This window comes from Acinetobacter sp. ASP199 (genome assembly GCF_022700675.1).
Taxonomy (GTDB): domain Bacteria; phylum Pseudomonadota; class Gammaproteobacteria; order Pseudomonadales; family Moraxellaceae; genus Acinetobacter.
On the sequence record NZ_CP062182.1, the window covers coordinates 788,456 to 802,149 of the forward strand.

General features: G+C 39.4%; 13 protein-coding genes. 11 read left to right on the plus strand and 2 right to left on the minus strand.

The annotated features are described in order from the left end of the window. Positions 1–61: 61 nt before the first annotated feature. Complete coding sequence (locus tag IHE35_RS03700; RefSeq protein WP_242789359.1) at positions 62–1,216, plus strand: porin; 1,155 nt, start codon at positions 62–64, stop codon at positions 1,214–1,216. 139 nt (positions 1,217–1,355) lie between these two features. Further along, a complete protein-coding gene (locus IHE35_RS03705) occupies positions 1,356–2,045 on the plus strand; it encodes an HAD family hydrolase (protein ID WP_242789360.1) in 690 nt (229 codons plus the stop codon). Here IHE35_RS03705 and IHE35_RS03710 read toward each other — a convergent pair. Next, entirely contained in the window at positions 2,042–2,722 is a 681-nt protein-coding gene (locus tag IHE35_RS03710; RefSeq protein WP_242789361.1) for a YetF domain-containing protein, read from the minus strand. The two genes, IHE35_RS03705 and IHE35_RS03710, sit on opposite strands and share 4 nt — an antisense overlap. Positions 2,723–3,102: 380 nt before the next feature. Here IHE35_RS03710 and IHE35_RS03715 point away from each other — a divergent pair, with 380 nt between their 5' ends. The 7 genes from IHE35_RS03715 to IHE35_RS14655 all read left to right on the plus strand — a co-directional run bounded on the left by IHE35_RS03715 (position 3,103) and on the right by IHE35_RS14655 (position 8,850). Further along, a complete protein-coding gene (locus tag IHE35_RS03715; protein ID WP_004646478.1) occupies positions 3,103–3,498 on the plus strand; it encodes a transposase family protein in 396 nt (131 codons plus the stop codon). Further along, a complete protein-coding gene (locus IHE35_RS03720) occupies positions 3,446–3,916 on the plus strand; it encodes an IS5/IS1182 family transposase (RefSeq protein ID WP_004646477.1) in 471 nt (156 codons plus the stop codon). Before IHE35_RS03715 ends, IHE35_RS03720 begins: the two co-directional genes overlap by 53 nt. Positions 3,917–4,035: 119 nt before the next feature. Continuing rightward, positions 4,036–4,755, plus strand: coding sequence for a carbonic anhydrase family protein (locus IHE35_RS03725; protein WP_242789362.1), 720 nt, complete (start codon positions 4,036–4,038; stop codon positions 4,753–4,755). Positions 4,756–4,866: 111 nt separating this feature from the next. Then, on the plus strand, positions 4,867–5,895 hold the full coding sequence (locus IHE35_RS03730; RefSeq protein ID WP_242789363.1) for a molecular chaperone DnaJ: 1,029 nt from the start codon (positions 4,867–4,869) through the stop codon (positions 5,893–5,895). A gap of 91 nt (positions 5,896–5,986) precedes the next feature. Further along, entirely contained in the window at positions 5,987–7,171 is a 1,185-nt protein-coding gene (locus IHE35_RS03735) for a molecular chaperone DnaJ (protein ID WP_242789364.1), read from the plus strand. Between the two features lie 18 nt (positions 7,172–7,189). Continuing rightward, positions 7,190–7,603 (plus strand): endonuclease domain-containing protein, encoded by a 414-nt coding sequence (locus IHE35_RS03740; protein WP_242789365.1) that lies wholly within the window; start codon positions 7,190–7,192, stop codon positions 7,601–7,603. Between the two features lie 179 nt (positions 7,604–7,782). Further along, positions 7,783–8,850, plus strand: a complete 1,068-nt coding sequence (locus tag IHE35_RS14655) for a RelA/SpoT domain-containing protein (protein ID WP_275975178.1) — start codon at positions 7,783–7,785, stop codon at positions 8,848–8,850. 47 nt (positions 8,851–8,897) lie between these two features. Here the strand turns inward: IHE35_RS14655 and IHE35_RS03750 are convergent, their stop codons facing one another. Then, positions 8,898–11,792, minus strand: a complete 2,895-nt coding sequence (locus IHE35_RS03750; protein ID WP_242789366.1) for a valine--tRNA ligase — start codon at positions 11,790–11,792, stop codon at positions 8,898–8,900. A gap of 184 nt (positions 11,793–11,976) precedes the next feature. Between IHE35_RS03750 and IHE35_RS03755 the strand changes: the two genes are divergently transcribed. After that, entirely contained in the window at positions 11,977–12,663 is a 687-nt protein-coding gene (locus IHE35_RS03755; RefSeq protein WP_242789367.1) for a hypothetical protein, read from the plus strand. Between the two features lie 20 nt (positions 12,664–12,683). Beyond that, a complete protein-coding gene (locus IHE35_RS03760) occupies positions 12,684–13,490 on the plus strand; it encodes an SDR family oxidoreductase (RefSeq protein WP_242789368.1) in 807 nt (268 codons plus the stop codon). Positions 13,491–13,694: the final 204 nt, after the last annotated feature.

Below are 13,694 nucleotides of genomic sequence, written 5' to 3' on the forward strand. Positions count from 1 at the left end.
ATTTTGTAATATAAAGACGTTGTGTATGATTTGTTACAAAATTAACTAAAGGACTATTGAAATGAAAACTAAGTTAGCAACAGCGATTGCTTTAAGTTTGTTGGCGGGAACTACTTTTGCAGCACCAACTTTTTATGGTGAGATTGATGCCACAGTTGATTATTTACCTGAAGACAATGCTTCACCTGTGTCTGATCGCGATGTTATTGAACTGAATACTAATAATTCATTCTTGGGTTTAAAAGGCGAGGAGAAACTTACTGACCGTTTAAGTGGGCTTTATCAAGCTGAATTTACCTTCTATGTAGACAATGGTGGAAGTACAGATACATTTGTACCGCGTAATCTTTTAGTCGGTCTTAAAGATGAAAAGTTAGGTACAGTAAAACTAGGTAAAATCGATACGCCTGTAAAACAGCTTTCTTCAGTAGTTGATACTTTCAATAACTATGTTGCAAATAAAGCGGATATGGCGGGTATCTTTACCGGTGAAAACCGTATCGATAATGTTGTCGTCTATGAAGCTCCTGGCTTTGCAGTCGGTGAAGGTAAACTAAAAGCAACTGCACTATTAGCTACAGGTGAAGCCGGTGGTATTAGCTCTTCTAAAGGCGGTGCTAAAGTTGCAGGCCGTGGCTTAGGTGATGCATGGTCAGCATCTTTAGTATATGACAGCAAAGCAGTTGTTTTAGGTCTTGGTTATGATAAAGCGATTCCATCCAACTTTGCTGGTGTAGGTATCTTAAACACACAAAATGGTGAAATTGGTACAGCAAAAGCTTTGTTAGCTGCTGCTGATACAATTCGTGCGATTGGCCGAGTAAATGTAAATGATAACTTAGCCATTAAGGCGTTATTCCAAACATCTGATCTTGCAGAGGTTGAAGGTAATTCAAATGCAACTTCAGTGGCAAGTAATGGTATTGCTGTAAATGGTAATGATATTGATGATGCACAAGGCTGGCTAATTGGAGCAGAATATAAATTACCAAATGCTGATAAATGGACAGTAAAAGGCCAATATAGTCAAAACTCTACAAGCTTTACAAAAGCCAATGTTGCAGATTTTGAAGCCCAACAAATTCTTGTGGGTGCAGACTATGCATTCTCTAAACAAGTGAAAGCTTATGGCTACGCTGGTTATTTAACACTTGAACAAGCTTCAAATGAAACTAAACAACCAGTACTTGGTACAGGTTTTGAATACAAATTCTAATTTAGACTTCGTATTCTGAAAAAAGGCGATGTTTTTACATCGCCTTTTTATATGGAATTTTGTATAGCTTATGAGTTTAAACCCATTAGCAGCAGGGTTTGAGCTGTTAAAGTAAATATAAAAGTTTGATGTAACTATTATGACTGTACGAGCTGTTTTATTTGACCTGGATAATACACTGACGCATCGTGATTTAAGTGTGCAGGCTTATAGCCGATATCTGGCAGAGCAATATAGTCAGATGCTAAATCTGGTCGATATCGCAAAAATTACCGAGATCGTGCGCCGTATTGATAATGGTGGCTATCCGAAAAAAGAACTGCTGACCCATTCCACAATTGGTGGATCGGTGGCTTTTGCGCTTCTGCAAGAATTGTCTTGGCAATCTCAGCCACCATTAGAAGAATTGAGTGACTTCTGGTTCCATAATTTTGGCCAGTTCGCGGTCGCCATGCCACAAGCAGAAAACGTATTGCAATCACTTAAAGCTGCAGATTATAAGCTGGCGATTATTTCCAATGGTGGACATGACACTCGTATGAATATTATTAACGGGCTGGGTTTTGCTCATTATTTTGATGAAATCATGAGTTCAGGTCTGGTTGGCATCAGTAAACCAAATCCTGAAATTTTTCAATATACTGCGCAAAAGCTCGCTGTGGCTCCAGAGCACTGTCTTTATATTGGAGATCATCCTGTCAATGACATTCAGGGTGCACAGAATGCTGGTATGCAGACTTTATGGATGGAAGGATTCCATACGCCTTTACAGCAGATAGAACACAAGATCCAGAATCTGGCTCAAGTGCTGGATTATCTCAAGCATTAAGTCTGGCGCTGGGTATTGATGGCTTTGACCCATTTACAATATTCACAGCGCTGGCAGATTGCATCTGGACTAGATAGCAACACCACGTTACCGCAATGCAGACAGGCATAATAATTATGCGGTTCAACTTCTGTAATGAGGTCCTGTTGGGCTCTAGGAAATAGAGGTAAGCCATAACGGACTTCTTCGGGACTATAAAAGAGTATGCTGAATTTACCGTCGCTTTCCAGCAATCCAGTACGAATTTGTCCCAGGTGTTCAGCACCTTGCTGACGCATCTCAGCAAAGAATTCGTCATGCGACATTTTGCCTTTGGCAATATGTTCAAGCACCATGGCACCATTTTCAACAATATAAAGCGGTTTGCCTTCGAGGAGGTCCTCAAAGGGTTGGTATTGCATGGTCAGGTAGGTGGTAAGACGGTATAAAATAATAATGGTAGACATGATGATAAATGCCTGCAGCAAAGGCAGTGTTTCATCAAACATAGGATCGCCTGCGATCGAACCCAAAGCCAAGATAATTGCAACTTCGAAAATAGAAAGTTGACGTACTCCACGCTTGCCGGTCAAACGCAAGAAGACAATGATCATGATATACATGACCAAGCAGCGCAGCAGAATTTCGCTAATAAAGGTCCAGTCAGTATCGTGGATAAAAATCTTAAAAAAATCCATAGACTTAGCTCATATTTCCTTAGGTGACCTGAGTGTAGCAATGAACTTGAATGCGAAGTTTAGTGATTATGTTTATACAGGTAAGATCTCGGTATCATCCGTCATGGATTACTCAATGATGAACATGAATTGCCGAATTAAAAATATTATATTTTTCAATTAATAACAAAACTATAAAACTTCAACGACATTCTAGTTTGAGAATGGAATCTTTTGTGCTTGTTTCGATTTTCCCCTCTGTTTTAATAATGCCCGTCTGAATTTTTTAATATTTTAATCATTAAGATAAATATTAGGCCTCTTTCATAAATCAAAAAACAAACAGTCTCTTGCTGATTATTTGTACCGAAGAATTTTAAATATTCATGCATAATCTGCGGATGAAATACATCGATTCAAAAAAGCTTTCTGAAACACAGTTTAAGCGATACACAGGCATCTCATGGTCAACCTTTGATTTAATGGTGGAACAACTGAAAATGCATGTTCCTGCTAAAGGTAGACCCACCAAATTAAGCATAGAAGATCAAATCCTTCTGTGCTTAAGTTATTGGCGTGAATATCGAACATTGTTCCATGTTGCAACTAGTTATGGTGTGTCAGAGCCGACTGCTTCAAGAATTGTCCGTCATGTAGAGGACTGCCTGATCAAGTCTAATCTATTTAATTTACCGAAGCATTTACCTAAGGGCGAAGGCATCGACTGGAACGTGGTGATTGTTGATGCCACAGAAATTCCAATACAAAGACCTAAAAAAACAGAAGAAAAGCTATAGTGGCAAAAAGAAGGCACATACTTTCAAAGTACAGGCCATCATTCATTATAGAACTCAACAAATTCTGAGTTTATGCACGAGTCGTGGTGCTGTACATGATTTCGCACTCTTCAAACGAAACTTGCATCAGATTCCGGCAGGTGCCTTTATCCTTGCAGATAAAGGCTATCAAGGGATTTACTCAGTGTATCCAAATAGCCTATTGCCATTAAAAGCAAAAAAGCGCTGTAAATTGAATCCTGAACTAAAAATCTATAATCAAGAAATCAACAAAAGAAGAATTGGGATTGAGCATGTATTTGGCAGTTTAAAAACCTTCAAAATCCTTGCTGAGCGATATCGTAATCGAGGAAAAAGACTGGGTTTAAGATTCAATTTAATTGCTGGAATCTACAATATGGAACTGAGTAAAAAATGACTTATGAAATAAGTCTATTATTTATTAATAAATCAGTTGCTTAATTATATCGTAAGGAAAATAAATACATGATCATTCATGTATTTAAAAAATGATTGATAACGAGGGTAGGTGAATAAATGAAAAAGGCCATGCTATGTGCAGTTGCATTTGGACTTATGAATACCGCATATGCAGATGCAGACTGGGATTATAAGCATACCCATCAGTGGGGTTCGTTGAGCGATAAATATGCTGCATGTAATAGTGTAAATCAGTCACCTATTAATATCCAAGGTAGTGTAAAGGCAGAGCTGCAACCTTTAAAGTTCAGCTATAACACCATGATTCATGCGATCGAAAATAAAGGTCATACCGTACAGGTGGATTTTGCTCAAGGTGGTGAATTGCAGCTGGATGGCGATACCTTTGTGCTAAAACAGTTCCATTTGCATAGCCCGAGTGAAAATCTGATCAAGGGTAAAAGCTATCCACTGGAAATTCACTTTGTGCATGCCAATACTAAAGGTGAGCTTGCTGTGGTCGGCATGATGTTCGAGCAGGGTGCAGAAAGCCAGATGCTTAAACACATGTGGAACCATTTGCCGAAAAAACAAGGTGAAAAAGTGGTATTAAGCAAACCGCAACCGGTGAATCAGATGCTGCCTAAAAACCTTGATTATTATCGCTTTAGCGGATCACTGACGACACCACCATGTTCGGAAGGAGTACGCTGGCTCATTCTAAAAGATATTCAGCAGGCTTCGGCACAACAGATTGCAGCGTTCTCCAAACTTATGGGACATCCGAATAATCGTCCGATTCAGCCCTTAAATGGACGGGTTATTGTTGAAAATTAATTGATAACTCCCTTAAGCAGACTGAGGTCTGCTTTTTTTATTTGCAGTAAATCAGCAGTCACTTAAAAGTTTTAGGGATAAAATAGCATTTATTTGCGTTGCATCTTTGCCATGTCTTTTGATTTAAAAACCACTGTTCAGCCAGATGCCGAGCTTTCACCGCAGCAGAGAAAGCTGAACCGGCTGATTGATAAAATTGAACAGCAGCAGCTTGAACTGAAGCAGTGGCAGCAGGCGCAGGAACAGATTCAGCAATATACCCGTCAAACTTTAATGCCGGTTTATCATGAGTTACATACCGTGCTGTTTCAGCAACTGGAACAGCTATGGAAGCATTTGCATGAGGCAGAATTTTCCAAGACAGAGGCGACCCAGCTAGATGTCAAAATCCAGTCTCTTGCAGCTTACTTAAAAGATTCTCAATCTTTATCAGGGCAACATGCCCAGATTGTTGACGACATTTACAATTATTATCAACAGCATATTGAATACACGCAAGTCAGAAAAAATAAAAAGCAAAGCGCCCAGGAGATAGAGCTATTTTTCGATGAAGAAAGTGATTCGGATCAGGCTGCATCTGATGACTTGGAGGAATGGGATAGCGAAAAGTACAGTCAGGCCCGTGAACAAGCCAAGTTAAAACGCCAGCAGGAAAAGCTGGAGCAAGCTGCAAAGCTGGCTGAGCAATCGTTGAAAAGTGTTTATTTAAAAATTGCGGCAACCATTCACCCAGACCGTGAACCGGATGAAGCGAAAAAAATAGAAAAGACTGAGCTGTTGCAGCAGGCAAATGAAGCCTATGCAGCACAGGATTTATTTTATTTGCTGAAACTGCAAATCCAGATCGAGCAGAATCGTGGCGCTTCACAAAAGGGTTTAAGTGCCGAACAGATGAAGTTCTATCAACTTGCTTTAGATATGCAAAGCCAGAAACTGGATGACCAGATAGAGGAAATTATTCAATCGTTGAGCTGGAATAGAAAAACATGGACAGGCAAGGGCAAAATTACCGATTTATATAAGCAGGTGGATGTGGATACTTCAGCGTTGAAAAAGCAGCTAAAAGGGGAAAAGGAACGGTTGAAGTATATGAAGAAAGTGAGTGGGGTAGAGATGTTGATGGAGCATGGGGTTTTATAAGTAACTTAAGATTTTTAAATAGTTCAAAAGTGCTTAAGGATTCATCATGTTAAGATATTAAAAGTATTGAAATCGGTAATGAAGTCAGATCATGAGCATTTTGGATTTAAGTGCGTATCAAGCAACTGAAAATTTATCTCCACAACAGAAAAAGTTTAATCGCTTGGTTAATAAAATTGAGAAATTACAAGCTGTATTAGAGGAATGGCAACAAGCGCAGCAAAAAGTCCAACAGGAGGCAAGTAAAGAACTTTTACCTTTATATAGTCAGTGGCACCAAATTTTGTTCAGTCAATTAGAGACCCTCTGGCAATATAAAAATACGCATAAAATCGCAAAAACATATTTACAGCGTTTGGATGAAAAAATTTCAATTTTAGCGAGTCTGCTCCTTGATAATCCTAATCTATCTGCACAGCAGCATGAGTTGATGGTTATCATCGCTCAATATTACGAGCTTATAGAAGTGGATTCTCATTCTGAGGAAGTCGATATTCATGTCAATGATCATTCGAATCAAGCACAGGATGCTGATGAAATGATGAAGAAACAAGTCATGAAAGAAATTCTAGCAGATCAAATAGGGGTGACAGTTGATTGGCTTGACTTCGATTTAGATCTCGATAATCTCGAAGCGTTTATGGAAAAAGTGAAAGATAAATTAGATCGAGAAGAAGCTGATTTTCTACAAAACCAACTTAATGAAGATGAGCGTAATGATTATCAAAAATTTGCTGAAAAAGAAAAAAAGAAGATTTTAAAAAAGCAAGCACAGCTTGAAGAAGCAAAAAAAATGGCAGAGCAGTCATTGAAAAAGATTTATTTAAAAATCGCTTCACTGATTCATCCTGATCGTGAGCAAGATGAGCAAAAACAAATTGAAAAGACAGCATTATTACAGCAAGCCAATTCAGCTTTAGAGCAGAAAGATTTACTTACCTTGTTAAAATTACGTGCTTATGCAGCACAAGTTGATCAAAAACAGGCAGTTAAAATCGCAAATGAGCATTTGAAACTTTATAATCTATTGCTAGAAGAGCAAATTGAGCAATTGCAATTTGAGGTAGATGATATTGTTTATTCATTTGATTGGGTCGGCTCAGGTTTTTATAAACAGACCTTTAATCCTGTTGATTTGACTAAAAAATATCAACGTGATTTGGCTGATATTCAAAAAAAACTGTTAAAAGATCAGAAACTGTTAAATGATTACAAGGATTTTGATTACTTAAAAACTTTACTTAAAAGCAGGACATTTGGTTGGTCATTGGATTAATTTTATCATTGATTTTGAATGAAGCATCATCTTTGTATGGTGTTTTTTTTAAGCTTAATAAAAATAGTTCCCCAACTATTAGAATTCGCCAAATCTATGCGCCACACCGCCACCGATGCAGAAGCTCTTATGTGGCAAGTCCTACGTGCCAAGCGTTTTATGGTACTTAAATTCCGTCGTCAGCAAGTAATCGCACCTTATATTGTAGATTTTTACTGTCATGAGACTGGCTTAGTGATTGAGTTGGATGGGAGTCAGCATGGAACGGCTGAGAAAAAAGAATACGACGCTGAACGTACCAAATTTTTAGAGGCTTTGGGGTTAACTGTAATTCGGTATTGGAATCATGATATTTTGGGGCGGACGGATGTGGTGTTGGAGGATTTGTGGAATGTGTGTTTTGAATTAAAAAGCAAAAGCACCTCTCCCTAACCCTCTCCTGAGAGGAGAGGGGACTCCGTTGTGGAATTCATATAGGTCTTAAATCCGACGATGCTCCCTCTCCCTATGGGAGAGGGCTAGGGTGAGGGTTTAAAGTATAAAAATAGAGTGATTGAATTACTTCAAAATGATATAAAACAATTAATTAAAATTTATTATGTGGGGGTGTTGTGAATTCTAAAGTTGAGATCAAAACTAAAGAAGATCATGGTCTATGGTATGACAATAATATTGATCCCTATAAAGGATTAGCGGAAATTATTGCTGTTACCTTAAAGAATTCATTAATTTCTCAGCAAATTAGTTTTGTAGATGTACCTTATCGTTCCAAAACTAAGAAAAGCTTTTTAAAGAAAATTCAAGATAAACTGACAGAAAAAGATTATAGCCCTGAGTCAATGACTGATTTAGCAGGTATTCGGGTTATTACATTAATTGAAGCGGACGTACAAAAAGTTTGTGACTTGATTACTGCTATGTTTAATGTGCATAAAGCTGATAGCGTAAATAAATCAGAAAAATTAGGTGAGGAAAAAGTTGGTTATCGTTCAGTCCATTTTGTATGTGATGTAGGAAAAAATCGAGAAAAGTTACCTGAATTTTCAGCATATAAAGGTTTATGTTTTGAGATTCAAGTTAGAACTGCTTTAGAACATGCATGGGCTGAAATTGAGCATGATCGTGGTTATAAATTAGGGGGGAAATTACCATCATATTTAAATCGCCGGTTTAAATTACTTTCAGGTTTGTTAGAGTCAGCAGATCTTGAATTTAACCGTTTAACTGTTGAAATCGAAGAGTATGCAAAACAAGTAAATGAGAATATTAATAAAGATATATTAAATTATGAACTTACGAATATCGGATTGAAGAAATTATTTCAAAATAAATATAAAAGTTTGAAGTTTCAAGATTATGAATTAGAAGCATCGATTGGGAATATTTTAATATCAGAGTTAAATTTGTTTGGATTAGACACTTTATCTAAGTTAGATAAAGAAATAGAAAAATTAACAAATCAATATGATTTTCAACCGAACAATACAATTCTAGGATTTTGTAGAGATCTTATGATGTTGGAAAATCTTAGTGAGTATTTTGAAAAAGTATTTTTCGATTTAAGACCATGGGGCGCTACTGATATCAAAACTTATAATTTTTTGACTCAAAAATACACGGGGGAGGAAATTGATAATATATTTGATAAATATGATGTGTACGTTATTGAAGATGACTAATAAAAATCCCCTCATTCGAGGGGATTTTTTTGAATCAAACTACAGCATTAAAGCGCCGCAATTTGCTCCATATTCGCTTTAATCTTTGCTAACTGGTCAGCAAACTCAGCAAGTTTAACTTTCTCGCCTTCAACTACAGCAGCAGGTGCTTTCGCGACAAAACCTTCATTCGCAAGTTTCGTTGCAATTTGGTCGTGCTGTTTTTGAACTTTGTCTAAGTCTTTTTGTAGACGACCCAATTCTGCTTTAGGGTCAATTAAGCCTTTCATTGGAACGAATACAGACACATGACCGACAACAGAAGATGAAGACAATGGTGGTTGTTCGCCATCAGCCAAGAAAGTTATGCTTTCAACTTTCGCCAATGCTTTAAACAATGCTTCAATACGTGTGATCTGTGCTTTTTCTGCTTCAGTCGTGTTTTGAAGAAGAACAGGCAATAAACGTGCATTACCTAAACCCATCTCACCACGGATGTTACGTACCGCACCAATCAAACCTTGAAGCCATTGCATATCTGCTTCAGCTTGGTCATTCATCAACGCTTCATCAGCTGTTGGGTATTGCGCAAGCATGATGGTTTCGCCAGTGATGCCAAGTTTAGGCGCAAGCGTTTGCCAAATTTCTTCAGTCAAGTAAGGCATTAACGGATGAGCAAGACGTAAAGATGCTTCCATCACCGCAAGTAATACACGACGAACTTCGGCTTTACGCTCAACCGATACGTTTTCATCGTTTAATACAGGCTTGGTTAATTCGACATACCAGTCACAGTATTCATTCCAGATGAATTCGTAAATCGCTTGCGCAGCCAAGTCTAAACGATAGGTCGCAAATGCTGTTTGTACCGCTTGTTCCGCTTTTTGTAGACGGCTCACGATCCATTGTTCAGGCAATTCCCATAGGTCTTGACGAACTTCAGTACCAATCACTTGTTCTTCACAATTCATCATCACGAAACGCGTCGCGTTCCAGATTTTGTTGGCAAAATTACGGTAACCTTCAACACGCTTCATATCGAACTTAATGTCACGACCTGTGTTTGCAAGCGCACAGAAAGTGAAACGAACTGCATCCGTACCGTAAGATTGAATACCTTCAGGGAATTCTTTACGGGTTGATTTTTCAATCTTCGCCGCTTGTTTCGGGTTCATCAAACCAGTCGTACGTTTTTGTACTAAAGTTTCTAAATCCACACCGTCAATCAAGTCTAATGGGTCAAGCACGTTACCCTTAGATTTAGACATCTTCTGACCTTCGCCATCACGTACCAAACCGTGTACATACACAGTTTTGAACGGCACTTGTGGCGTACCATCTTCATTCTTCATGAAGTGCATGGTCAGCATGATCATACGTGCAACCCAGAAGAAGATGATGTCAAAACCTGTCACCAATACATCTGTTGGGTGGAATGTATTTAAGAAGTAGTTTTCTTTGTCTTTTGCTTCGTCGCCAGTCCAACCTAAAGTTGAGAATGTCCAAAGACCTGAAGAGAACCATGTATCCAGTACATCTTCGTCTTGGTTTAACTGAACGTCAGCAGGGATGTTGTTTTTCGCACGAACTTCAGCTTCGTCACGACCCACGTAAACATTGCCTTCAGCATCGTACCAAGCAGGGATACGGTGACCCCACCACAATTGACGCGAGATACACCAGTCTTGGATATTGTTCATCCAAGCCATGTACATATTGCTGTACTGCTCAGGAACGAACTTGATACGACCGTCTTGAACCGCTTCAATCGCAGGTTTCGCAAGTGGCGCAATCTTCACATACCATTGGTCAGTCAATAGAGGCTCAACGATCACACCTGAACGGTCACCGCGAGGTGGTTTCAATGTGTATGGTTGAATTTGGTCTAACCAGCCTTCAGCTTCAGCTTGTGCAACTAATTTTTTACGTGCTTCAAAACGTTCTAAGCCAACGTATTCTGCAGGTGCAGGAATAGTTTTAGAAATCTGCTCGCCCGCTTTTTCAATATATTCAAACTCAGCCAATACTTCCGCATTTTTGTTGAAGATATTGATGATTGGCAATTCGCAGCGTTTACCTACTTCATAGTCATTGAAGTCGTGTGCAGGGGTGATTTTTACACAACCGGTACCGAATTCTTTGTCAACATATTCATCTTTAACGATTGGAACCGCACGACCTGTAATAGGTAAGATGATGTTTTGACCCACCAAGTGTGCATAGCGTTCATCATCTAGGGCAACCGCAACCGCTGTATCACCGAGCAATGTTTCAGGACGTGTTGTTGCAACTACAATGTGATCTTTACCATCGTGGGTACGCAATGACTTGTCTTCAAAGAAATATTTAAAGTGCCACAGCGAACCTTGTTCTTCTTTATCAGACTCAACTTCCAGGTCAGACAGGGCAGTTTGTAGTTTAGGGTCCCAGTTCACCAGACGTTTGCCACGGTAAATCAGACCTTCTTCATGCAGTTTAACGAACACTTCTTTCACTGCGTTAGATAGGCCTTCATCCATGGTGAAGCGTTCACGTGACCAGTCAACCGAAGAACCGAGGCGACGGATTTGACGGGTGATATTACCGCCAGATTGTTCTTTCCATTCCCAGACTTTTTCGATGAACTTTTCACGGCCCAGGTCATGACGGCTAATACCTTGCGCACCCAACTGACGCTCTACAACCATTTGTGTTGCAATACCTGCGTGGTCAGTCCCCGGTTGCCATAAGGTATTTTTACCTGACATACGGTTATAACGAGTCAAGGCATCCATGATGGCATTGTTAAAACCATGACCCATGTGCAAGCTACCAGTGACGTTTGGTGGCGGAATCATGATACAGAAAGACTCGCCCTTTTCAGACGGCTTAAAGTAACCACGCTCTTCCCACGTTTGGTACCATTTTTTCTCGATCTCGGTCGGATCGTAGGTTGTAGCAATATTTTGCGCAGAATCAGTCATAGTTCGAACAGATCAAAAGTGAATAAAAAATTGCATTTATTGTAGCAAAAAAAAATGCAGATTAGGCAGCTAAAGAAAATGCAAAAAATAAGCATTTGGCACATACACAATTAGGTTCTATGATGAGAGTATTATAAAAACAGCGCAGATGATCGCAGAACAATTCTAAAAGGAGATAATGATTATGAGTTATCTGATTTCTTTAAAATTAAAGGCTGAAACCCACCAAAGATTCCGCCAGATTCACCAGCAACTGAATGAAGGTGAAACCCAAAGCCTGGCGAAACCGCTGGGTGAGGTGCTGGCAGATATCTCCTGTGAAATTGTCGATCAGGTTTTTGGCGAAATCTCGCGTTTATCTACCTCGGGTGACCGGGAGTCAGACAAAGTGGTGCAGCAGATTTTAGATACGGTACGTAAGTATATGCCGTGGTCGGTGTCATTTTTTGGCAATGATCGCTTAATTCCGATGGTCAACTATTTAATTGAAATGGCTCACGAAAAAGATGATCAACACTATATTTCCTATAATGTTGATCATGTAATGGTGGTGGAACTGTTAGGTTGTGTGGAACAGGTAAAGAGTGGAAATAGCCAATATGTTTCGCCTGCCTTGAAGGCTTTTACCGAAATGGTTGATCAAGGGGTGACGTATCTGGTACGTGAACCTAAAAAAATGTTGAAATTCAATTTGGTGGTTGATAAAACCTTAAATGGTGTAATTAGTTTGACCACGCAATTGGGCTATAAACGTCTGGAAAAATTGGGTGCATATTATGATGCTCAAGAAACCCATCGTTACTTTGATCATTTTCTAATGTTTTTGAATCAAGGGCCTAAAAATGACAGATCAAACCATTCAGAATCGTAATTCAAAACAGGAAGCATAACATGGCGCAGCAGGACAGTTTAAACAACAAAGTGGTATGGATTACCGGTGCATCTTCAGGTTTAGGCAAGGCTCTTGCTCAGGAGTGTGCCTTGCAGGGGGCGCAAGTGGTACTGACTGCACGCCGTATGGATGAACTGGAAAATGTCCGTTTAAGCTTGAGCAATCCTGATCAGCATATCTGTATCGCTGCCGATATTACCGATGAAAATCAGGTTCGTCATGCTTATGAGCAAGTGCTGAGCCAGAAAGGGCGTATAGACTGGCTGATCAATAATGCAGGTCTCAGCCAGCGTGCCTTGATTTCCGATACCACCATGCAAACTGAACGAGCCATTATGGAAGTGGATTATTTCTCGCAGGTGTTTCTGACCAAAACAGTTTTACCGACGTTCCTTGCACAAAAGTCCGGTCGTATTGCCTTTGTGTCCAGTGTCGCTGGCTTGTTGGGTACCCAGTATCGAGCATCCTATTCAGCTGCCAAAGGTGCAATCCATATGTGGGCGAACAGCCTGCGTGCTGAAGTGGCAGATCAGGGTATTCAGGTCTCAGTGATTTTCCCCGGCTTCGTAAAAACCAATGTCTCTTTTAATGCCCTAAATGGTCAAGGCAAACCGCAAGCCAAGCAGGACGAAGCGATTGAAAATGGTTTAGAGGCGGAGGATTTTGCCAAACAGACGGTGAAAGCATTACAGCAGAGCGAAGAATATATTGTGATTGGCGGCAAGAAAGAAAAACTTGGCGTAGTAGTTTCGCGTATTTCTCCAAAGATGCTGTACAAGATGATTCGCAAGACCAAAGTCAAATAAATCATTCAGCATAAATAAAAGGGCGGCATTGCCCTTTTTTGATATCTCTTAAAAAGAGAAAATTAAAATATACATACCATTTATGTCTAGAGAATTTGATCCAAAGAACGCAGATCCGATAACACGGATATGCAGAAAATTACTTTTTCACTCTGGTACTTAAGTCAAAAGCCAGTATGTTAATTAAAAATAATAGTGAATTGG

Excerpts from the sequence above, each read along its gene's own strand:
- IHE35_RS03700 (WP_242789359.1), top strand. The coding sequence starts at position 62 with ATGAAAACTAAGTTAGCAACAGCGATTGCTTTAAGTTTGTTGGCGGGA.
- IHE35_RS03705 (WP_242789360.1), top strand. The coding sequence starts at position 1,356 with ATGACTGTACGAGCTGTTTTATTTGACCTGGATAATACACTGACGCAT.
- IHE35_RS03710 (WP_242789361.1), bottom strand. The coding sequence starts at position 2,722 with ATGGATTTTTTTAAGATTTTTATCCACGATACTGACTGGACCTTTATT.
- IHE35_RS03715 (WP_004646478.1), top strand. The coding sequence starts at position 3,103 with ATGAAATACATCGATTCAAAAAAGCTTTCTGAAACACAGTTTAAGCGA.
- IHE35_RS03720 (WP_004646477.1), top strand. The coding sequence starts at position 3,446 with ATGCCACAGAAATTCCAATACAAAGACCTAAAAAAACAGAAGAAAAGC.
- IHE35_RS03725 (WP_242789362.1), top strand. The coding sequence starts at position 4,036 with ATGAAAAAGGCCATGCTATGTGCAGTTGCATTTGGACTTATGAATACC.
- IHE35_RS03730 (WP_242789363.1), top strand. The coding sequence starts at position 4,867 with ATGTCTTTTGATTTAAAAACCACTGTTCAGCCAGATGCCGAGCTTTCA.
- IHE35_RS03735 (WP_242789364.1), top strand. The coding sequence starts at position 5,987 with ATGAGCATTTTGGATTTAAGTGCGTATCAAGCAACTGAAAATTTATCT.
- IHE35_RS03740 (WP_242789365.1), top strand. The coding sequence starts at position 7,190 with ATGAAGCATCATCTTTGTATGGTGTTTTTTTTAAGCTTAATAAAAATA.
- IHE35_RS03750 (WP_242789366.1), bottom strand. The coding sequence starts at position 11,792 with ATGACTGATTCTGCGCAAAATATTGCTACAACCTACGATCCGACCGAG.
- IHE35_RS03755 (WP_242789367.1), top strand. The coding sequence starts at position 11,977 with ATGAGTTATCTGATTTCTTTAAAATTAAAGGCTGAAACCCACCAAAGA.
- IHE35_RS03760 (WP_242789368.1), top strand. The coding sequence starts at position 12,684 with ATGGCGCAGCAGGACAGTTTAAACAACAAAGTGGTATGGATTACCGGT.